Annotated in this window: 16 protein-coding genes and 1 tRNA gene; 12 read left to right on the forward strand and 5 right to left on the reverse strand. The window is 63.8% G+C overall.

All coding sequences use genetic code 11. From position 1 onward, the window contains the following. Nucleotides 1–180: 180 nt before the first annotated feature. Together CAF70_RS19130 and CAF70_RS19135 are read right to left on the reverse strand one after the other, a co-directional pair. Complete coding sequence (locus CAF70_RS19130; protein WP_085626029.1) at nucleotides 181–1,911, reverse strand: dipeptidase; 1,731 nt, start codon at nucleotides 1,909–1,911, stop codon at nucleotides 181–183. Nucleotides 1,912–2,070: 159 nt separating this feature from the next. Then, nucleotides 2,071–2,147: transfer RNA gene (locus CAF70_RS19135), tRNA-Arg, on the reverse strand. A 206-nt stretch (nucleotides 2,148–2,353) separates the two neighbouring features. On the opposite strand from CAF70_RS19135, the gene CAF70_RS19140 reads away from it, so the two are divergent. From CAF70_RS19140 to CAF70_RS19175, 8 genes are all read left to right on the forward strand, one after another. Continuing rightward, nucleotides 2,354–3,103 (forward strand): GntR family transcriptional regulator, encoded by a 750-nt coding sequence (locus CAF70_RS19140; protein WP_085626028.1) that lies wholly within the window; start codon nucleotides 2,354–2,356, stop codon nucleotides 3,101–3,103. Further along, entirely contained in the window at nucleotides 3,100–4,824 is a 1,725-nt protein-coding gene (locus tag CAF70_RS19145; RefSeq protein WP_085626027.1) for a fumarate reductase/succinate dehydrogenase flavoprotein subunit, read from the forward strand. The genes CAF70_RS19140 and CAF70_RS19145 overlap by 4 nt, the downstream gene beginning before the upstream one ends. Nucleotides 4,825–4,983: 159 nt before the next feature. Next, entirely contained in the window at nucleotides 4,984–5,229 is a 246-nt protein-coding gene (locus CAF70_RS19150; protein ID WP_046616397.1) for a ferredoxin family protein, read from the forward strand. Between the two features lie 117 nt (nucleotides 5,230–5,346). Beyond that, nucleotides 5,347–6,753, forward strand: coding sequence for an ABC transporter substrate-binding protein (locus CAF70_RS19155; RefSeq protein ID WP_085626026.1), 1,407 nt, complete (start codon nucleotides 5,347–5,349; stop codon nucleotides 6,751–6,753). A gap of 15 nt (nucleotides 6,754–6,768) precedes the next feature. After that, nucleotides 6,769–7,551, forward strand: a complete 783-nt coding sequence (locus CAF70_RS19160; protein ID WP_085626025.1) for an ABC transporter permease — start codon at nucleotides 6,769–6,771, stop codon at nucleotides 7,549–7,551. Further along, nucleotides 7,551–8,402 carry an ABC transporter ATP-binding protein gene (locus CAF70_RS19165; protein ID WP_085626024.1) on the forward strand — a complete coding sequence of 284 codons (852 nt, stop codon included), beginning with the start codon at nucleotides 7,551–7,553 and terminating at the stop codon, nucleotides 8,400–8,402. Before CAF70_RS19160 ends, CAF70_RS19165 begins: the two co-directional genes overlap by 1 nt. Next, nucleotides 8,399–9,364 carry a HEAT repeat domain-containing protein gene (locus CAF70_RS19170; protein ID WP_085626023.1) on the forward strand — a complete coding sequence of 322 codons (966 nt, stop codon included), beginning with the start codon at nucleotides 8,399–8,401 and terminating at the stop codon, nucleotides 9,362–9,364. Before CAF70_RS19165 ends, CAF70_RS19170 begins: the two co-directional genes overlap by 4 nt. After that, nucleotides 9,364–9,645, forward strand: a complete 282-nt coding sequence (locus CAF70_RS19175) for a gamma-butyrobetaine hydroxylase-like domain-containing protein (RefSeq protein WP_085626022.1) — start codon at nucleotides 9,364–9,366, stop codon at nucleotides 9,643–9,645. The genes CAF70_RS19170 and CAF70_RS19175 overlap by 1 nt, the downstream gene beginning before the upstream one ends. A 384-nt stretch (nucleotides 9,646–10,029) precedes the next feature. On the opposite strand, the gene CAF70_RS19190 is transcribed toward CAF70_RS19175, so the two are convergent. Together CAF70_RS19190 and CAF70_RS19195 are read right to left on the reverse strand one after the other, a co-directional pair. After that, on the reverse strand, nucleotides 10,030–10,893 hold the full coding sequence (locus CAF70_RS19190) for an ABC transporter ATP-binding protein (protein WP_085626020.1): 864 nt from the start codon (nucleotides 10,891–10,893) through the stop codon (nucleotides 10,030–10,032). Next, entirely contained in the window at nucleotides 10,890–12,491 is a 1,602-nt protein-coding gene (locus CAF70_RS19195) for an ABC transporter permease (protein ID WP_256573300.1), read from the reverse strand. Before CAF70_RS19195 ends, CAF70_RS19190 begins: the two co-directional genes overlap by 4 nt. Before the next feature lie 297 nt (nucleotides 12,492–12,788). On the opposite strand from CAF70_RS19195, the gene CAF70_RS19200 reads away from it, so the two are divergent. Then, nucleotides 12,789–13,826, forward strand: a complete 1,038-nt coding sequence (locus tag CAF70_RS19200) for an ABC transporter substrate-binding protein (protein WP_085626019.1) — start codon at nucleotides 12,789–12,791, stop codon at nucleotides 13,824–13,826. Nucleotides 13,827–13,863: 37 nt separating this feature from the next. Then, entirely contained in the window at nucleotides 13,864–14,769 is a 906-nt protein-coding gene (locus tag CAF70_RS19205; RefSeq protein ID WP_085626018.1) for a TauD/TfdA family dioxygenase, read from the forward strand. Nucleotides 14,770–14,882: 113 nt separating this feature from the next. On the opposite strand, the gene CAF70_RS19210 is transcribed toward CAF70_RS19205, so the two are convergent. After that, the gene (locus CAF70_RS19210) at nucleotides 14,883–15,797 is read right to left on the reverse strand and encodes a LysR family transcriptional regulator (protein WP_085626017.1); all 915 of its coding nucleotides are present in this window, start codon (nucleotides 15,795–15,797) and stop codon (nucleotides 14,883–14,885) included. A gap of 192 nt (nucleotides 15,798–15,989) precedes the next feature. Between CAF70_RS19210 and CAF70_RS19215 the strand changes: the two genes are divergently transcribed. Further along, nucleotides 15,990–18,326: a TonB-dependent receptor gene (locus tag CAF70_RS19215; protein ID WP_085626016.1), complete on the forward strand. Its 2,337-nt coding sequence runs from the start codon at nucleotides 15,990–15,992 to the stop codon at nucleotides 18,324–18,326. 17 nt (nucleotides 18,327–18,343) lie between these two features. Beyond that, nucleotides 18,344–20,020 (forward strand): aryl-sulfate sulfotransferase, encoded by a 1,677-nt coding sequence (locus CAF70_RS19220; protein ID WP_085626015.1) that lies wholly within the window; start codon nucleotides 18,344–18,346, stop codon nucleotides 20,018–20,020. Nucleotides 20,021–20,044 lie beyond the last annotated feature (24 nt).

The following is a 20,044-nucleotide window of genomic DNA, read 5'->3' on the forward strand; positions in this document are numbered from 1 at the left end:
CGGAGTAAATAAAGCATCCGGCACGGCGCTCTGCACGGCAATGCAGGAAACGGCATCGAGTCGATTGAAAAACGTCATGAGCGGTCGCCTGTACCGGCCTCTTCGCGGGCACGCCCGCTCCCACAGGCTGCGCAATTCCTGTGGGAGCGGGCGTGCCCGCGAAGAGGCCGGTACAGTCAATCAGAGTTTCGGCATCTGCCCGATCCGCGCCACCATTTCGCTCACCACCTGCAAGTCCAGCATGAACTGCTCCACAGTCTTGAACTCGTTGTCGTTATGCCCGGTGTACTTCACATCGGGCATGGCCAGGCCAAACTGCACGCCGTTAGGCAGGTCATGCACCGAGGTCGCACCCGCCGAAGTACCAAACTCATGCTTCATGCCCAGGTTCTCGGTAGCCACGTCAAGCAAGGCCTTGACCCATTCGCCCTCGGGGTTGCGGAACATCGGCTCGTCCAGGCTGTAGTCGAAGGCCACCGAGGTGTGGCTTTGCCGGGTCCATTTGCCCAGTTTGTCGGCCAGTTCGTCCTTGATCGCGGCAATTGGCTTGCCTTTCGGAATGCGCAGGTTCACCGCCAGTTTCAGGCCTTTTTCATCCACCCCGACAAAGGTCAGCGAGGCGGTCAGCGGGCCCATGAACGGGTCCTTGAAGGCCACGCCGAGCTTGTTGCCCAGGTAGTCCAGGCCCCAGTTGTCGGCGGCGTAGCGGGCGGCGTCGGTGAAGTGGTTGTGCTTGAGCGGCACCTGCTGGCCCAGGCCGTTGATGAAGCCGAGCATGCGCGCCACCGGATTGACCCCGGACTCCGGCTCCGAGGAGTGGGCGGAAACACCGGTCACGGTGAGCAACACCTGCTTGCCCTCGGCCTTGGCAGCGATGCTGAAGTCGCCGCCATTGCGCTTGACGTAATCGGCGCCGGCTTTTTCCAACTGCCTGGCCAGCTTCGCCGGGTTGTCGGCGAGCAGCGTCGCGACCGAAGTCGTCGGGATCTGGTTGGTCGCCAGGCCGCCAGTCAGGTTGACGATCTCGGCACCCTTGCCACTGGCCGGGCGCTTGCTGAAGCTGGCCATGACCGTGCCGTAGCCTTTCTCGGCGATGACCACCGGGTAGCCGCCATCGAGTGCCAGGTTGTAGTCAGGCGTGGGGTTGCGCTCGAAGTAGTAGGGGATGGCATCGCCGCTGGTTTCTTCAGTGGTGTCGATCAGCAGCTTGAACTGCCGGGCCAGCGGCAGGTTCTCGTCCTTGGCCACTTTCAGCGCGTACATCGCCACGACAATGCCGTTCTTGTCGTCTTCGGTGCCGCGGCCGTACATGCGGTCGCCGACCAGGGTGACCTTGAACGGGTCCAGGCGGGTGCCATCGGCCAGCTTCCAGTTGTCCGGGTTGACCGGTACCACGTCGGCGTGGGCATGGATGCCGACCACTTCCTTGCCGCTGCCCAGCGAAATCTCGTACACCCGGTTGTCGATGTTGCGGAAAGCCAGGCCGAAGCTGTCGGCCAAGGCCTTGATCTTGTCGGCGATCCGGAGGAACTCGGGGTTTTCGTGCTGCGGCGTACCCTCGACGTTGAAGGTGGGGATGGCCACCAGTTCACGCAGGGTTTCGCTGGCAGCCTTGCCATACTTGATGCGGGTATACAGGCCGAGCAGGCGGTTGATCTCGTTCTGTTGCTCGGCTGCCAGTGGCTTGCCGGCCAGATAGGCATCGAGGGTTGCCGCGAGGTTGTCGGCCTTGGCCAGGTCGTTGCCCTTGAGTTTGCCGAGGAACTGCTTGAAGTCGCTTGGGTCGCTGCCGTCGAAGGCTTTGACGATGGCTGCGGATTGCTGCTGGGTAAGGTTGGCCTGGGCCGGCAGGGTGAACAGGCCGATGCTGGCCAGCAGCAGGGTGGTGGCGGTAAGTTTTTTCAGGTGCATGGTTGTGCGCATTCCTTCGCCAATCATTGTTGTGGTAACCCGTCGGGAAACGGGAAGACGCCCACGCTAACACCAATGACCCGTGGTACGGGAGTGCCAGAAACGCGACATGTCGCACAAACGAAAAAGCCCCGGGCACAGGCCCAGGGCTTTTTGATATGGCGCACTCGGCGGGATTCGAACCCACGACCCCTGCCTTCGGAGGGCAGTACTCTATCCAGCTGAGCTACGAGTGCAACGCGCACGCATGATACCCATCTGATCCGATGGCGTCCATCGCCTTGATCTGTAGCCGTTTTTACCTTTCGCCGAGAGTGGCCACGCCAGCAATCACCAACGCATCTATCCATATGCGATATCGGTATTTCCATGGCAGTTAATATGCCCTCTATCCTCTGGTCACAACTTGTTATAACAAGTCATCGATCAGCGAAGAGACCCCATGGCCGAACTGCTCCCCCTGTCCCCGGTACCGCTTTACACCCAGCTCAAGGAATTGCTGCGCGAGCGCATCCTCGACGGCACTTACCCACCGCATAGCCGCATGCCTTCGGAAAGCGAGCTGGGCAAGGCCTTCGACGTCAGCCGCATCACGGTGCGCCAGGCATTGGGCGACCTGCAGAAGGAGGGGCTGATTTTCAAGATTCATGGCAAGGGCACCTTCGTCGCCAAGCCCAAGGCATTCCAGAACGTCAGCACCCTGCAAGGGTTGGGCGAGTCGATGACGCAAATGGGTTACGAGGTGATCAACCGCCTGCGCAGCTTCCGCCATGTGCCGGCCAATGCATTGGTGGCCGCGCGGCTGCAGGTCGAGGAGGGCAGCTTGGTCACCGAGATCCGCCGGGTGCGGTTGATCAACCGCGAACCGGTGTCGCTGGAGCTGACCTGGTTGCCCAAGGCCGTCGGCGAAAAACTGGAAAAGGCCGACCTGGTCACCCGCGACATTTTCCTGCTCCTGGAAAACGACTGCGGCATTGCCCTTGGCCACGCCGACCTGGCTATCGATGCGGTGCTGGCCGACAGCGACCTGACCCAGGCGCTGGATGTTGAAGAAGGTTCGCCGATCATGCGTATCGAGCGCCTGACCCATGCCGCTGACGGTACGCCACTGGACTTCGAACACCTTTACTACCGTGGCGATGCTTTCCAGTACCGCCTGCGTATCGACCGCCAGAAGGGGAGCAAGGCATGAGCATCCAGACTCAGGATTACGACATCATCGTTATCGGTGGCGGTACCGCCGGGCCGATGGCGGCGATCAAGGCCAAGGAGCAGGACAAAAGCCTGCGCGTGTTGCTGCTGGACAAGGCCAACGTCAAGCGCAGTGGTGCCATCAGCATGGGCATGGACGGCCTGAACAACGCGATCATCCCCGGCCACGCCACCCCCGAGCAGTACACCAAGGAAATCACCGTGGCCAATGACGGTATCGTCAACCAGGCCACGGTGCATGCCTACGCCACCCACAGCTTCGAAACCATCGAGCAACTCGACCGCTGGGGCGTGAAGTTCGAGAAGGACGAGACCGGCGACTACGCGGTGAAAAAGGTTCACCACATGGGCGCCTACGTGCTGCCCATGCCCGAAGGCCACGACATCAAGAAGGTTCTTTACCGTCAGCTCAAGCGTGCCCGAGTCGAGATCAGCAACCGTATGGTCTGCACCCGTGTGCTGCTCGATGGTGAAGGCGCGGCCGCTGGCGTGCTGGGTTTCGATTGCCGTAGCGGCGAGTTTCGGGTGGTGCGGGCCAAGGCGGTAATCCTTGCCTGCGGCGCGGCCGGGCGCCTGGGCTTGCCGTCGTCGGGTTACCTGATGGGCACCTACGAGAACCCGACCAACGCCGGTGACGGCTATGCCATGGCGTACCACGCAGGTGCCGAGCTGGCCAACCTCGAGTGCTTCCAGATCAACCCGCTGATCAAGGACTACAACGGCCCGGCCTGCGCCTACGTCACCGGCCCACTGGGTGGGTATACCGCCAACAGCAAGGGTGAGCGCTTTATCGAGTGCGACTACTGGAGCGGCCAGATGATGTGGGAGTTCCACCAGGAACTCGAGGGCGGCAATGGCCCGGTGTTCCTCAAGCTCGATCACCTGGCCGAGGAAACCATCCAGAACATCGAACAGATCCTGCACAGCAACGAGCGCCCCAGCCGGGGCCAGTTCCACGCCGGGCGTGGCACCGATTATCGCCAGCACATGGTCGAGATGCATATCTCGGAGATCGGTTTCTGCTCGGGGCATTCGGCGTCGGGGGTGTGGGTCAATGAAAAGGCCGAGACCAGCGTCAAAGGGCTGTATGCCGCGGGCGATATGGCAGCGGTGCCGCACAACTACATGCTCGGGGCCTTCACCTATGGCTGGTTTGCCGGTGTGAACGCTGCGCATTACGTGATCGGGCGCGAGTTCGCCGAGGTCGATGCCGAACAGGTCGAGCGCGAGCGCGCGCGGGTGTTCGCCCCGCTGCTCCGTGAGCATGGCCTGCCCCCAGCGCAGGTCGAGTACAAGCTCAGACGCATGGTCAACGATTACCTGCAGCCGCCGAAGGTCACCAGGAAGATGGAGATCGGCCTGGAGCGCTTTGCCGAGATCGAGCGTGACCTGGACCAGATGAAGGCCAGTAACCCTCATGAATTGATGCGTGCGATGGAAGTTTCGGTGATTCGTGATTGCGCCGAGATGGCCGCGCGGGCCTCGCTTTTCCGCGAGGAAAGCCGCTGGGGGTTGTACCACCACCGTGTGGACTTCCCCGAGCGCAACGATGGCGAGTGGTTCTGCCATTGCCATCTGAAAAAGGGCGAGCACGGAGAAATGACCAGCTTCAAGAAGGCCGTCGAACCCTACCTGATCGCCCTGGATACAGAAGAGCAGACCGCTTATGACCGGTTGCGTGTCAAAGCCGATGCCGCCTAAGCGACACCTCACCTTGTGGGAGCGGGTTTACCCGCGAACACCGGCGAAGCCGGTGCCATCCACCGTGTTGGATTCTTCGCGGGTAAACCCGCTCCCACAGGGAAACGTGCAAGCCTCTAGATAGAAGGGAGCCAATGAAGGCCCCGAGGACTCCGTGAAATGGCCTACCAGCCGCAAGAAATCTTCTTCCGCAGCAGTGCCCCCGTCACCATCGACGAAGACAAGTGCATCGCCGACAAAGGCTGCACCGTCTGCGTCGAGGTTTGCCCCATGGACCTGCTGGCGATCAACCCGGCCACCCAAAAGGCCTACATGGCCTTCGACGAATGCTGGTACTGCATGCCCTGCGAAAAGGACTGCCCCACCGGTGCGGTGAAGGTCGACATTCCGTACCTGCTGCGCTGATTCATCCCGCCATCCGGCGCACCACCGGACGCCCCCCTGCAGTGCCCCTCGTTTCCCACCACCCAGGCCGGGGGCGGAGACGACCCAATTCCTATAACGACTCGAGGGGAAACACCCATGCGCCTTGTTGCAACCGTGGCCGGCCTCGCGCTGGCGCTCACTGGCCTGAATGCCAGCGCCGAAACCATCCGCATCGCCATCGGCACCCAGGACACCACCATCAATTGCGCCACCGGTGGCCTGCTGATACGCGAGCTTGGCTTGCTGGACAAGTACCTGCCGCATGACGGCAAATACAAGGATGCCAAGTATCAGGTGGAGTGGAAGAACTTCACCAGCGGTGCGCCACTGACCAACGAAATGGTCGCTGGCAAGCTCGACTTCGGCGCCATGGCCGACTTCCCTGGCTCGTTCAACGGCGTTGCTCACCTGGATGCCGGCAAGCGCAGCCTGTTCGTAAGCGTGCTGTCGGGCAGCGTGCACGGCAGCGGCAACGGCATCGTCGTACCTGCGGCGTCCAGCGTGCAATCGTTGGCTGAACTCAAGGGCAGGACCATTTCCGTGCCGTTCGCATCCACCGCCCACGGCATGCTGCTGCGTGCCGTAGCAGCCCAGGGCTGGGACCCGCAGAAGGATGTGCGCATCATCGCCCAGGCGCCGGAAATCGCCGGTTCCGCCCTGCGTAGCAACCGCATCGAGGCCCATGCCGACTTCGTGCCGTTCGCCGAACTGTTCCCCAACCGCGGCTTCGCTCGCAAGATCTATGACGGCGCCCAGGCCAACGCACCGACCTTCCATGGCGCCTTGGTCGATGCCGGTTATGCGAAGAAATACCCGGAAGTGGTCACCGCCTACCTGCGTGCCAGTCTCGAAGCCGATCGGCTGATCGCTGCTGAGCCTGAGAAGTACAGCGAGTTGATCGAGCAAGTCACCGGCATCGAGGCCGAGGTCAATTACCTGTTCCACGGCCCGCTCGGCCTGCAGACGCGCGACCTGACCTGGAAGCCTGAATACCGTCAGGCGGTCGCCACTTCCATCGATACGCTCAAGCTGCTTAAAAAGACCGATCGCGGCCTCGACACCGACAAGTTCATCGACGACCAGTACATCCGTGCGGCCTTCAAGGAGGCTGGCCTGGACTACGACAAGGCGCTGAAGGACTACGACCCGCAGCCACTCAAGGCCAATGACGCACTGACCGGCAAACCGATTACCGATTTCAGCCGCCTGGCGCAGATCTGGGTACGCGGTGAAGGCAAGGTCCGCCACTACGCTTCGCCGGAGGCCGCGCTTGGCGCCTTGGCCCAGCTGGAGCAGGAGGGCAAGGACATCCGCGCCATCTACGCCCAGGCCGCCGACAGCGGGATCAAGTTGCTGGCGAACCAGGCCTGGTTCGTACGCAACGCCAAGGGTGAACTGGCGGCGTTCCTGCTCAAGGACCAGGCCGAGCAGTATGCCAAGGCCCATGGCGGTGAAGCGCTGGACTTCGCCAGCGCCAACCAGAAGCTGGTCGCCCAGCGCTGACCGGGAGGCACCGACATGACCTGCAACCTCAAGCGCTGGCCGGTGCGCCTGGCTTCGCTGCTGGCCTGCCTGCTGTTCTGGCAGGTCGCGGCGAGCGCGAAGCTGGACCTCGGGCTGCTGACGTTCACCTATGTCCCCACACCGAAGGCGGTGCTGGAAGCTGCGTGGCAGTTGTTGACCTCCAGCACGCTGCTGGCGCACCTGGGCAGCAGCCTGTCGCGGGTGTTTGCCGGTTATGCCGCCGCGGCGCTGACCGGCGTGGCCCTGGGGTTGTTGATCGGTCGCTCGAAATGGGCCGAGGACACCCTGCTGCCGCCAATGGAAGTACTGCGGCCGATTCCGGCGGTGGCGTGGATCCCGCTGGCGATCCTGATGTTCCCGTCGTCGGAGCTGTCGATGGTATTCATAACGTTCACTGGCGCGTTGTTCCCCATCCTGCTGAACACCGTGCACGGCGTCGAGGCCGTCGACCCGCGCCTGGTTGCATCGGCGCGCAGCCTCGGTGCAGGGCGTGGGTCCATCCTGCGCGAAGTGGTGTTGCCGGGAGCGTTGCCGAGCATCGTCACGGGCCTGGCCATCGGCATGGGCACCTCATGGTTCTGCCTGGTCACCGCCGAGATGATTTCCGGGCAGTTCGGTATCGGCTACTACACCTGGGAGTCCTACACCTTGCAAAACTACCCGGACATCATCGTCGGCATGCTGCTGATCGGCGTGCTGGGTATGGGCAGCAGCGCCCTGGTCAAGCGCCTTGGCGAGTTGGCCACGCCTTGGTACCGCGCGCGGAGGGCCAGCTGATGAACAGTTATCAACCAGCACCAGGGCGAATCGACGGGCGAGGCCTGTCGATTCGCCTGGGGCACGGCAGCGAAGCATTCGAGGCGGTGCAGCGTCTGGACTTTGCCGTGGAGCCTGGCGAGTTCGTCTGCATCCTTGGCCCTTCCGGTTGCGGCAAGTCGACCTTGCTCGGCGCCCTGGCCGGGCACCTGCTGCCCAGCAGCGGCCAGCTGAGCGTGGACGGCCAGGCTGTTGCCGGGCCGTCACCGCAGCGTGGCATGGTGTTCCAGCACCACACCTTGCTGCCCTGGCGTAGCGTGCTCGACAACGTGGCCTTTGGCCTGAAGATGCAGGGCCAGGGCCGCGCCGAACGCCGCCGGCAGGCTCGTGAAATGCTGCGATTGGTGGGGCTGGACGACTTTGCCGGGCGCTGGCCCAGCCAGCTGTCCGGCGGTATGCAGCAACGGGCCGAGATTGCCCGGGTGCTGATCAACCGCCCGCGCCTTTTGCTGATGGACGAACCTTTCGGTGCCCTGGATGCGCAAACCCGCGCACGCATGCAGGAGCTGTTGCTGGATATCTGGGCAAGCATCCGCACCACCGTGGTGTTCGTCACTCACGATATCGACGAGGCGCTGTTCCTGGCCGACCGTATCCTGGTAATGAGCCCGCGACCTGGCCGCTTTATCGAAGACCTGCACCTGGACTTTCCGCGGCCACGCCGCGCCAGCCTGCTGACCAGCCCTGAATTCACTCACCTCAAGCGTCACTGTCTGGCCTTGCTCCGTCACGAGGAAGGCCGCGAACTTCCGCGCCTGACCCCGTTGGGCCTGCCGGACACTGAGCACCCACCGCTACGGATCGCGCTATGACTGAACGAAAGACTGACAACCCCGACATCCTTGCTCTGCTGCCTCGCCTTGGTGCTGCCGACGTGAGTGTGCGCCGCATCGCCCTGATCGAACTGGCCGACCTGGAAGACCCCGATGGCTTGCCGTGGCTCACCGATGCACTGCTGGTGGACTCCGCCGACGAGGTGCGTGCCGAGGCCGCGCGCCTGCTCGAGGCCTGGGAAGAACCCGAAGTCGTGCAGGCCCTGTGCGCTGCGCTGGCCGACGCTGCCGAGCCGGTACGGCTGGCTGCCGCACAGAGCCTCAGCGAGCTCAAGAGCCTTGAAACCGGTCAGCTGATCCTGCCATGGGTCAAGCATGCCGATGCCTTCGTCCGTGCCAGCGCCCTGCGCGCCTTGCGCGAGCTGCGCCTGGAAGATGCTGCGGAGCCTGCACTGCTGGCCCTGGCCGACGGCGACGCCGCGGTCCGGCGTGAGGCAGTGGGTATTCTTGGCTGGCTCAAGCACCAGCCGGCGTTGCCAGCATTGGCAACGCTTGCCGAAGACGAGCCGGACACCGAGGTGCGCCGTGCGGCCATCGGTGCGCTGGGGCTCGCGCGCGACAGCGCGGTGCTGCCCGCATTGGTGGCTGCATTGACTGACAAGGCCTGGCAAGTGCGCGAAGAAGCCGCCACCACGCTAGGCAAGGTGGGCCTGGCCCCGGCAGGCCCGGCACTGGTAAATGCGCTTGCCGATGACTTCTGGCAGGTACGTCTGCGTGCGGCGCGGTCGCTGGGGCGGCTGCGTCATGTTGCGGCCCTGGACGCGCTTGGCCAGTTGCTTGGCCACGGCATTGCCAACCTGCGCAAGGAGGCGGCTCTGGCCCTGGGGGAGCTGGGTCAGGCGCGTGCCTTGCCGGTGCTGCAGGCCGCCGAGGCCGATGCCGACCCCGAGGTGCGCAAGGCTGTGCGGATTGCCATGGCGCAACTGCGCGGGGCCTGCTGATGAAAGCCCCGCAAGCGGTTCGCAACATGCGCGCGCCCGGGCAGCTGGTGCTGCAATGGCAAGACGGCGAGCACAGCCTCAGCCATGTCCGGCTGCGCGGTGCCTGCCCCTGTTCGCAATGCCGAGCGGCACGGCTGCAGGGGCGTATCAGCTTGGTGCGCGATGATGTGCGCGTGGTGCACATCGAACCGCAAGGATATGGTGTACAACTGGTGTTCAGCGATGGGCATGAGCGGGGTATCTACCCTTGGGCTTACCTGCGTGACCTCAGTGCCCGGTGAGTCTTCTTCGCGGGCATGCCCGCTCCCACAGGTTTGGTGCAAGGCTCAGAAAACGCGCGGTTCCTGTGGGAGCGGGCGAGCCTGCGAACACCGGCGTAGCCGGTGCCAGCCGCCGCGTTGGATTCTTCGCGGGCATGCCCGCTCCCACAGGTTTGGTGCAAGGCTCAGAAAATGCGCGGTTCCTGTGGGAGCGGGCGAGCCCGCGAACACCGGCGTAGCCGGTGCCAGCCGCCGCGTTGGATTCTTCGCGGGCATGCCCGCTCCCACAGGTTTGGTGCGAGGCTCAAAATGCGCGGTTCCTGTGGGAGCGGGCGAGCCCGCGAACACCGGCGTAGCCGGTGCCAGCCGCCGCGTTGGATTCTTCGCGGGCATGCCCGCACAGGCTCAGAGCGCAATCAGCTCCGGCCTCAGCCCTTCGACCCGTCGCACCGGCGGCGTCAGGTAACCGCCATCCCCGGTGATCTGGTGCAGCACCTTCTCCCGCAGCCCGTGAAGTGCTACACCCGTACGCAACCGTGGGTGGGGCAGGTCGATATCCACCACCGCCTTGATCCGCCCCGGGCGCGGCTCCAGCACCACCACCCGGTCGGCCAGGTAGGTGGCTTCTTCGGCGTCATGGGTGACCAGTAACGTGGTGATGCCGGCACGTTCGCGAATGGCCAGCAGCTCGTCCTGCAGTTGCTGGCGGGTCAGCGCATCCAGCGCGCCGAACGGCTCGTCGAGCAGCAAGATACGCGGGCTGGCTACCAGGCCACGGGCGATCGCCACACGCTGGGCCATGCCGCCGGAAAGCTGGTGTGGGTACGCCGACTCGAAGCCGACCAGCCCCACCAGTTGCACGAACTCGTGTACCCGCCGCGCGCGTTCACCCTGGGTGAGCGGTTCGTTGACCAAACCCAGGGCGATGTTCTGTTCCACGCTCAGCCAGGGGAACAGCCGGTGTTCCTGAAACACGATGCCGCGCTCGCTACCAATGCCGCTGACAGTTTCGCCGTCGACGCGAATATTGCCGCTGTAGTCGGTATCCAGCCCTACCAGCAGGCGCAGCAGGGTGGATTTGCCACAGCCGGAAGCACCGACGATGGCAATGAATTCGCCTTGGTTGATCGACAGGTTGAAGTTGCGGATGGCTTCCAGCGGCTGGCCATCGACGCTGAACACTTTGCCAACCCCCTCGAAGCTGACCAGGGGCGGGGCGACGTCGGGCTGGTTGGCCGCGAGCAGGTGCGAGGTGTTGAAGGCGTTCATGCGGTTCTCCAGCGCGTGGCGCGCGATTCGAGGCGTTGTCCAAGGGTGCCGAGCAGGGCGCCGACCAGGCCGATCAACAGCATGGCGGCCATTACCTGGTCCATGCGGAACAGTTGCTGGGCGCCGATCATCAGGCTGGCGATGCCGCCGTCCGAGGGCATGAAGTATTCGGCACCGATGGTGCCCAGCCAGGCGTAGATCAACGACAGGCGCAGGCCGGCGAAAATGGCCGGGGCTGCGCCGGGCAGCACCAGCAGGCGCAGGCGTTGCCACAGGTTCAGGCGCAGGGTGCGAGCCGCTTCGCCCAGTTGTGGCGACAGGCTAGCGATACCGCGCTGGGTGGCGATCAGCAGCGGGAAGAACGCAGCCATGCCGACGAACACCTGCTTGGCCCCTTCACCCAGGCCGAACCAGGCCGTGAGCAGCGGCACCCAGGCGAACAGGGCCACCTGGCGCAGGGCTGACAAGCTGGGCCCGAAGATACGTTCGGCATTGGCCGAAAGCCCCAGCAGCAAACCGACCAGCAGGCCAGCGCCACCGCCCAGCAGCAAGCCGGCCAGGGCGCGCTGCAGGCTCAGCAACAAGGCCTGCGGCAGCGAACCATCGGCCAGGCCGATCAGCAGGGTTCGCAATACTTCAAGGGGCGAGGTCAGGATGTTGTTGTCGACCCAGCCGAAGCCGCTGCTGGCTTGCCACAGTGCTAACAGTGCCAGCGGTAGCAGCAGGCTCTGCCAACCTCGCGGCACGGGGCCACGCGGCTGCTCCCCTGTTGCCGCTTGCGGCCAGTACAGCAGGCGTTTTTCCAGGGCGGAGAAACTGCGCTCCAGCAGTGCGCCAACCAGGCCGATCACCAGGATGCACAGCAGCACCAGGTCGAGCATGAACAGCTGTCGTCCCCACACCATCAGGTAACCGATCCCTTCGCTTGAGGCCAGCAGTTCGACCGCCAGCAGCGAGGTCCAGCCGGTGGCCAGAGCCAGGCGTACGCCGGTGAGAAAGGCCGGCAGGGCAGCCGGCAGCAACAGGCGAAGGAACAGAAGATGGCGAGGCAGACGCAGCGCCGCAGCGGCTTCCCGCAGTTTGGGCTGGGCATCACGTACACCGACCAGGGTGTGCAAGGTAACGGGAACCACCACGGCTTTCACCAGCACCACCAGCTTGAGCAATTCGCCGATCCCGAAGAACAGCATGAACAACGGGATCCAGGCCAGGGTAGGAATCTGTGCCAGCGCCACGAAGGTTGGCAGCACCAGCGTCTGCGCCTGCCGCGAAGCACCCAGCCAGACGCCCAAAAGCAAGCCGCTGCCGATGCCGACCGCCAACCCCCAGAACAACCGCTGCAAGCTTATCCACAGGTGCCCCCACAGCTCGCCGGAGCCAAACTCCAGTGCGCTCTGCCACACCAATGCTGGCGCCGGCAGAATCTGCTCGCTCATCCAGTGCAGCCGGCTGGCCACCACCCAAAGCAGCGTAATAACCACAGGCAACACCCACGGCAGCAAGTTGGCGCGATCCTGGTGGGAGCGGCCTTGCGTCGCGAATGGGCCGCGTAGCGGCCCCCGAAACCAACCCCGACCTCTGCTCAGAATTCCATTCATCGGCCATCTCTCGAAGCGTTGTTAAGTTATTCATTTATGGAATTAAAAAAATCCAAAAATGACTTTCAAGAGATAAGAGCATGCACTCCCTGCATACGGAAGCCCCCCGCCGTTGCGTTTTCCTCATATTTTCCATGCGTTTTCCGCAAGCCCGCCGCAGACCCGCAGCCCGCCTGATTTATGCCTTTAAGTTACTGAAGAATGAAGTTTTGATCTTTGTAGGTTCTAACCAGACCTGCCTAGCTTCTGGCCAAAGCGCCGGCCATCGCCGGTGGCAGCCTGCCAAGGAGCCTTGCCATGAAAACCCCGTTGCGCCACCTGATCACCGCCCTTGGGCTGGCCTTCACCCTCATCGCCCATGCGGCTGAACCGGCCAAGCCAGAAAGCATCCGCATCGCCGTGCCCGACCTCAGCGCGGGCAGCAAACCCAGCGCCGGTGGCGTGGTCGACGTGCTGCGTGACCAGCAACTGCTGGAAAAGGAATTCGCCAAAGATGGCATTCGCATCGACTGGCACTTCTTCAAAGGCGCCGGGCCGGTGGTGAACGAAGCGTTGGCCAACGGCCAGGCCGATTTCGCCTATCTCGGCGACCTGGCCGCCATCGTCGGCAAGGCCAATGGCTTGGACACCCGCGTGCTGTCGGCGGGTGTACGCGGGGTGAAGAGCTACCTGGGCGTGGTGCCTGGTTCCGGCATCAAGACCCTGCACGACCTCAAGGGCAAGCGCGTGGCGGTGTTCCGTGGCACCGCCAACCAGCTGTCTTTCGCCAGCGCCCTGTCCAGCCAAGGGTTGAGCGAGCGCGAGCTGAAGGTGATAAACCTGGACTTCAATGCCGCCAACGCAGCGCTGGCCGCCAAGCAGATCGATGCCACCTGGGGCCTGTCCAACCTGTTGTCGCTGCGTGAGCGCGGGCTGGTCGAGCTGCCGGTCAACTCGCGTGATCTGGAAGGCGCCGGCAGCACCCAGGCGGTGCTGCTGGGCACCGGCGATTTCATCCGCAAATACCCCGAGCTGGTTCAGCGCCTGGTCAACGCCCAGCAACAGGCCAGTGCCTGGCTGCGTGACGAACACAACCGCGAAGCCTACGTCGAGTTGGTGGCCAGTAATGCCAACTGGCCGCGCAGCATCCTGCGCGATGACCTGGCCAAGGAAGATCTCGCTCACTACTTCGATCCACGCCTGGACGCCGGATTCGTCGGCCAGCTGCAGCAGGGCGTGGACCTGGCCGCCAAGGAGCGCCTGATTCGTCGTGGCTTCCAGGTGGCCGACTGGATCGAACCCCGCTTCCTCGATACCGCCCTGCAACAGCAACAGGCCGTGCAGGCTGCCCGCTGACCCCCGTAAACCCGACAATGACCGCAAGGATACGACCATGAGCAACGCCGCCCTGGCCACCGCGCCACAGAACCTCGAACTCGACATCCACCCGGTTGCCGGCCGCATCGGCGCCGAAATTCGCGGAGTGCAATTGTCCGCCGATCTCGATGCAGCCACCCTGGAAGCCATCCAGGCTGCGCTGGTGAAATACAAGGTGATCTTCTTCCGTGGTCAGACCCACCTGGATGACCAAAGCCAGGAAGCCTTCGCCAAGCTGCTCGGCGAGCCGGTCGCCCATCCCACCGTGCCGGTGGTGGATGGCACCAGCTACCTGTTGCAGCTCGATGGCGCCGAAGGCCAGCGGGCCAACTCCTGGCACACCGACGTGACCTTCGTCGACGCGTACCCCAAGGCCTCGATCCTGCGCAGCGTGGTGGCGCCTGCCTCCGGTGGCGATACCGTGTGGGCCAATACCGCCGCAGCCTACCAGGAGCTGCCTGAGCCGTTGCGCGAGCTGGCCGACAAGTTGTGGGCGGTGCACAGCAACGAGTATGACTACGCGAGCCTCAAGCCCGATGTCGACCCGGCCAAGCTGGAGCGCTACCGCAAAGTATTCACCTCCACGGTGTACGAGACCGAGCACCCGGTGGTGCGCGTGCACCCGATCAGTGGCGAGCGAGCGCTGCAGCTGGGCCACTTCGTGAAGCGCATCAAAGGTTATTCGCTGGCGGATTCGCAGCACCTGTTCGCGGTGCTGCAAGGGCATGTGACACGCCTGGAGAACACCGTTCGCTGGCGCTGGCAGGCTGGGGATGTGGCCATCTGGGACAACCGCGCGACGCAGCATTATGCGGTGGATGATTACGGGACCCAGCCGCGTGTGGTGCGGCGGGTGACCTTGGCGGGTGAGGTGCCGGTCGGGGTAGATGGGCAACTCAGCCGCACTACGCGTAAAGGCTGATATCACCGGGGCCGCTTTGCGGCCCATCGCGACACAAGGCCGCTCCTACAGGCGATCGCATGCCCCTGTAAAAGCGGCCTTGTGTCGCGAAACGGGGGCGAAGCCCCCGCCAGCTACAACTCGGTATCGCAGGCAATCAGCTGCCTGACCAGCCCCTGAGCCAGCGGCGATAGCCCATACCCCACCCGGCTCACCACCCCATAACGGGTATAGAACGCTTCTTCCTGCTCCAGCGTCAGGTCGGCCAGCTGCAATGCCACCAGTCCCCCGTCACGCTGATACGGCCGCAAGTTGGCATTGCAGGCAATGCCGATCGTGTCCGAATGCATCACCACATTCAGCAGTGCATAGCCATGCTCGCACTCCACCGTCGGTAGAAAATCCTGTCGCCCGCTGAGGTCGCTGAGGATCTTGCGGATGTTCGGCGGGCGGAAGGTGGTGGCCAGCGGGTAATCGAACAGGTCTCGCGCCCGCACGCTCTCGCGCTCGGTCAACGGATGCCCGACGCGGCAGCAAAAATGCCAGCGCTGCGGCGCCAGCTTGTGTACCTGGTAGTCCGGGTCGGACTCGAACTGGCGGGTGTCGGCGACGAAGAACTCGATCTCCTCGGCCACCAGCTTGCGGTTCAGCGCCTGCCAGTTATCCACCTGGAAGCAGGTCCGCGCCGCGGGGTATTCGGCGACGAAACGTGCCACTGCCCGCGGCACCAGGCCTCCGGCTGGTGCCGGGCCGGAGCCGAAGCGCACCACGCCGGTGGTGGCGCCATTGAACTGGTGAATCTCGTTGACCAGGTTATGCGCGCCATGCACCAGCCGCCGCGAATGCTCCAGCACCAGCAGGCCCTGGCGGGTTGGCGCCAACTCCTTGCTGGCGCGGTCCACCAGGCGGCAGCCGATATTGTGCTCGAGGGTCTGAATGCTGCGGCTGAACGCTGATTGCGACAGGTTTACCGCAGCCGCCGCAGCAACGAAGCTGCGGTGCTCGACAAGGGCAATGTAGTGGCGCAGCTGACGTAGATCGATATGCATTTTTTACATTGAAACTTTCGGTCGAATGCAATTGCTGACAAGGGTTAGTCCCCTTATAAAGGGAGTCACTTATTCCACAAAATATGAATTAAAACTATTTATATCACTTAAAAGAATATAAGCCCGACTGACCGCGATTCGGTTCCGCCAACGGAAATGCTCGCCAGGGCCCATGCCTCAAGGAGCATTTGCATGTCCGGAGTTTCCCGTTGGCCTGCGCGCGCGTCGCGTTTCACCTTGCCACCCTTGGCTGCCGGCGTGTTGCTGGCGGCGTCCTCTGCCAGCTTCGCCGAAGAGCCGGTCAACGCCACCCCGGCGGTGGAGCAGGAAGCCAAGCTCGGTACCGTAACGGTCAATGCCCGCCGCCGCGAAGAAACCGCGCAAAGCGTGCCCACGCCGATCAGCGTGCTCGACAGCGAAACCCTGGAGAGCCAGCGCATCTACCGCGTGCAGGACCTGCAGCAGCTGGTACCCAGCACCAACGTTGCCTATGTGCATGCACGCCAGTCGAGCATTTCGATCCGTGGCCTGGGCAACAACCCGGCCAGCGATGGCCTGGAAGGCAGTGTCGGTATCTACCTGGACAACGTCTACCTCGGCCGCCCCGGCATGGCGGTGTTCGACCTGCTGGACGTGGAGCAGCTGGAGGTGCTGCGCGGCCCGCAAGGTACGCTGTTCGGCAAGAACACCACCGCCGGTGTGCTCAACATCACCACGCGCAAGCCAACCTTCCACCGTGAGGGCAGCATTCAGCAGTCGATTGGTGAAGACGGCTACCTGCAGACCCAGGGCAGCTTCTCGGGGCCGATCAGCGACACCCTGGCCGGGCGCATCAGCGCCTACCGCACCGAAGACGACGGCTATGTGAAGAACATCCACAACGGCGACGACCTCAACGGTGGCAAGCGCCAAGGCTTTCGTACCCAGCTGCTGTTCAAACCGAGCGAAACCTTCAACCTGCGCTGGATCGGCGAATACAACGAAGAAGACTCCGACAACGGCATCCTCAGCCTGTACAGCACCGGCCCGACCATCAATGGTGTCAACCGCTACGAAAGCCTGGCCGCCCAGGCCGGCGCAACGTTGGTGTCGGGCAAGGACCGCAAGGTCAACTTCGACGCCGACCAGCAAGTGACGGTGTTCCAGGGTGGTACCTCGGTGGAGGCCAACTGGACCCTGCCCAACGACTTCACCCTGACCTCGATCACCGCCTACCGCTGGTGGGACTTCACCCCGCGCAACGATGACGGCCTCAACGTACCGGTCTTCTACAGCGCCGGGGTATCGGTGCGCGACAAGCAATACTCGCAGGAAATCCGCCTGGCTTCGCCCACCGGTGGTGCCTTCGACTACGTGCTGGGCGCGTACTATTTCAAGCAGGACCTGGACAACAAATCCTTCACTTACTACGGGCCACAGGCGGACATCTGGAACTTGACCCCGGCCGGCGCCCTGGCCAATGTCGACACCATTGGTAACGGGCACATCGACACGGACAGCTATGCGCTGTTCGCCCAGGGCACCTGGCACATCACCGACCGGCTGGACTTCACCGCCGGCATTCGCGGCACCTATGAAGAAAAGAGCGCCTGGGTGACCCGCGATGCACCAATCGGTGGCGCAGCGGTAACCGGGGCCGCCGCAGCAGCGCGCCAGGGACGCGTAGGCGCCTATGATTCAGGCGACCTCAACCAGTACAGCTTCAGCCCCTCTGGCCTGCTGGGCCTGAGTTACCGCTTCAACGAGCAGCTGCTGGGCTACGCCACCCTGACCCACGGCGAGAAGTCTGGCGGCATCAACCTTACCGTTGGCGCTGCGCCACGGCTGGGCACCGACTCGCTGCTGGTCGGCACCGAGCGGGTCAACAATGCCGAAGTCGGCTTGAAAAGCTCGCTGTTCGACGACCGCCTGCAACTCAATACCAACCTGTTCTGGGCCGAAGTGCATGGCTACCAGGCCAACGTCTACGACCAGATCAACCGCGTGCAGTACCTGGCCAACGCCGGTAGCGTGCGCTCGCGTGGTCTGGAGTTCGAAGCCACGGCGTTGCCGCTGCGCGGCCTCACGGTCAACTTCAACGGCTCATGGAACGACGTGCGCTACACCGACTACAAAGACGCCCCATGCCCTCCGGAGGTGAGCCTGGCCAATGCCACTGCCACCTGCGATTTGTCCGGCCACCAGGTGGTCGGCGCCTCTAAGTACATCGCCAACCTCAACACCCAGTACAAGTGGCAGGCCAGCGAGCACATCGAACCCTATGTCACGGCCAGCTACGCCTTCCGCTCGAAGGCGGTGGGCACCATCGACGACTCCGATTTCGGCCAGATCCCCAGCTACGCGCTGGTCAACCTTTCTGCCGGTGTGCGCCTGGACCAGGGCGACGGCGTGGTCGACCTGTCGTTGTGGGTGAAAAACGCCGGTGACAAAACCTACTTCACCAGCCTGTGGAACTCCGCCAACGGTGGCTATGCCGGCGTGCTCGGCACCCCGCGCACTTTCGGCGCCACCGCCCGTTACGACTTCTGAGCACAAGGAGCTATGCCATGAATGCCAAGACCAAAACCCCTGCATTGCCTGAAGGCGCCTGCCTGACCGCCAAGGTCCCCGAACGTGACGAGGCGCTGCTCGGCGACGTGGTAGTCAACCCGTATCGCCTGGCGCCGCTGACCGCGATCATTCGCGACGGTGGGCGCAGCCTGAGTGCCGCGCACGTGCGCGTGCTGGGGCGGGGCGAGCGCGGTGTGGACATTGCCTATGAGGTATCCGACCGTTCGTTGTGGACCTACGGCGGTATCCCGGTATTCGGCCTGTACCCGGATCATGTCAACCAGGTGGAAGTCACCTACAAGCTCGATGGCGAGCGCATTCGCGAGCAGTACCAGATCTACGCCCCGGCCGTGCGCCTGCCGGTGGTGGCCGCGCAGACCGCCGCGTTGCCTGAAGTTCAGCCGGTCAAGGTAGCGCCAGGTTTTGAAAAACGCCTGTACCTGTTCAACCACCTGCAGGGCGACATCCCGGGCGGGCGCGCTTTCAAGTGGAATGCCCTGGGCGGCGCGGCAGAATGGGACCAGGTGGGCAACAACTGGATCGCCGACAGCAATGGTGACGTGCGCTGGTACCTGGACATCGAGCAGATCCACGACGCCAACCGCCGCGATGGGCTGGGCGGCACCATGGGCTTCCAACAGACCCGCGACGGCAAGCTGATCTGGGGCCAGGGCCAGACCTACTCCAAGTACGATTTGCTGGGCCGGCGCATCTGGCAGCGCAGCCTGCCCGACAAGTTCGCCGACTTCTCCCATGAAATCCGCGAGACGGCCAATGGCACCTACCTGCTGCGGGTGGGCACCAGCGACTATCGCCGCCCCGACGGCAAGCGCGTGCGCTCGATCCGCGACCACATCATCGAGGTCAACGAGGCCGGTGATGTGCTGGACTTCTGGGACCTCAACCAGATCCTCGACCCGTACCGTGGCGACCTGCTGGAAACCCTTGGCAAGGCAGCCATCCAGTTGCCGCCGGGCGTGCAGAAGCAGGATGAGCGGCTGGCCAACGAACTGGCTGAGGGTGACCTGCCCTTTGGTGACACCCCGGGGGTAGGCACCGGGCGTAACTGGGCACACGTCAATGCCATCGACTACGACGCCGATGACGACAGCATCATCGTTTCAGCACGGCACCAGGGCGTGGTGAAGATTGGCCGTGACAAGCAGGTGAAGTGGATTCTCGCCTCGCCCCAAGGCTGGCCTGAGCGTCTGCGCGAGAAAGTGCTGACGCCGTTGGCGAGCGAAGGCTTCGACTGGTCGTGGACCCAGCACACCGCCTGGCTGACCGGCAAAGGGACGCTGACCGTGTTCGACAACGGCTGGGGCCGCGACTTTGCACCGACCAGGCTGACCGGCAACTACAGCCGGGCGGTGGAATACCGCATCGACGAGGCCGAGGGCACTGTCGAGCAGGTGTGGGAATACGGCAAGGAGCGCGGCGACGAGTGGTACAGCCCGGTGACCTCGGTGGTGGCCTACCGGCCGGAGACCGACACCCAGTTCATCTATTCGGCATCGGTGAACTTCCTGACCCCGGAGAAACTGACCACCACCGTGCTCAACGAGGTGCGGCGCGGGACGCAGGAGGTGCTGGTGGAGCTGAAGGTGCACAGCCGGCAGCCGGGCAGCGTGGGTTACCGGGCCTTGGTGATCGACCTGGCCAAGGCGTTCTGAGCCATCCCTTCCGGGAGGGCCGTC

It is taken from the genome of Pseudomonas sp. B19(2017) (assembly GCF_002113165.1).
Taxonomy (GTDB): Bacteria; Pseudomonadota; Gammaproteobacteria; order Pseudomonadales; family Pseudomonadaceae; genus Aquipseudomonas.

What these genes read in the sequence shown, in the direction of transcription:
- CAF70_RS19155 (WP_085626026.1), top strand. Translation starts at nt 5,347, where the DNA reads ATGCGCCTTGTTGCAACCGTGGCCGGCCTCGCGCTGGCGCTCACTGGC.
- CAF70_RS19160 (WP_085626025.1), top strand. Translation starts at nt 6,769, where the DNA reads ATGACCTGCAACCTCAAGCGCTGGCCGGTGCGCCTGGCTTCGCTGCTG.
- CAF70_RS19150 (WP_046616397.1), top strand. Translation starts at nt 4,984, where the DNA reads ATGGCCTACCAGCCGCAAGAAATCTTCTTCCGCAGCAGTGCCCCCGTC.
- CAF70_RS19215 (WP_085626016.1), top strand. Translation starts at nt 15,990, where the DNA reads ATGTCCGGAGTTTCCCGTTGGCCTGCGCGCGCGTCGCGTTTCACCTTG.
- CAF70_RS19220 (WP_085626015.1), top strand. Translation starts at nt 18,344, where the DNA reads ATGAATGCCAAGACCAAAACCCCTGCATTGCCTGAAGGCGCCTGCCTG.
- CAF70_RS19190 (WP_085626020.1), bottom strand. Translation starts at nt 10,893, where the DNA reads ATGAACGCCTTCAACACCTCGCACCTGCTCGCGGCCAACCAGCCCGAC.
- CAF70_RS19145 (WP_085626027.1), top strand. Translation starts at nt 3,100, where the DNA reads ATGAGCATCCAGACTCAGGATTACGACATCATCGTTATCGGTGGCGGT.
- CAF70_RS19170 (WP_085626023.1), top strand. Translation starts at nt 8,399, where the DNA reads ATGACTGAACGAAAGACTGACAACCCCGACATCCTTGCTCTGCTGCCT.
- CAF70_RS19140 (WP_085626028.1), top strand. Translation starts at nt 2,354, where the DNA reads ATGGCCGAACTGCTCCCCCTGTCCCCGGTACCGCTTTACACCCAGCTC.
- CAF70_RS19165 (WP_085626024.1), top strand. Translation starts at nt 7,551, where the DNA reads ATGAACAGTTATCAACCAGCACCAGGGCGAATCGACGGGCGAGGCCTG.
- CAF70_RS19200 (WP_085626019.1), top strand. Translation starts at nt 12,789, where the DNA reads ATGAAAACCCCGTTGCGCCACCTGATCACCGCCCTTGGGCTGGCCTTC.
- CAF70_RS19195 (WP_256573300.1), bottom strand. Translation starts at nt 12,491, where the DNA reads ATGAATGGAATTCTGAGCAGAGGTCGGGGTTGGTTTCGGGGGCCGCTA.
- CAF70_RS19130 (WP_085626029.1), bottom strand. Translation starts at nt 1,911, where the DNA reads ATGCACCTGAAAAAACTTACCGCCACCACCCTGCTGCTGGCCAGCATC.
- CAF70_RS19210 (WP_085626017.1), bottom strand. Translation starts at nt 15,797, where the DNA reads ATGCATATCGATCTACGTCAGCTGCGCCACTACATTGCCCTTGTCGAG.
- CAF70_RS19175 (WP_085626022.1), top strand. Translation starts at nt 9,364, where the DNA reads ATGAAAGCCCCGCAAGCGGTTCGCAACATGCGCGCGCCCGGGCAGCTG.
- CAF70_RS19205 (WP_085626018.1), top strand. Translation starts at nt 13,864, where the DNA reads ATGAGCAACGCCGCCCTGGCCACCGCGCCACAGAACCTCGAACTCGAC.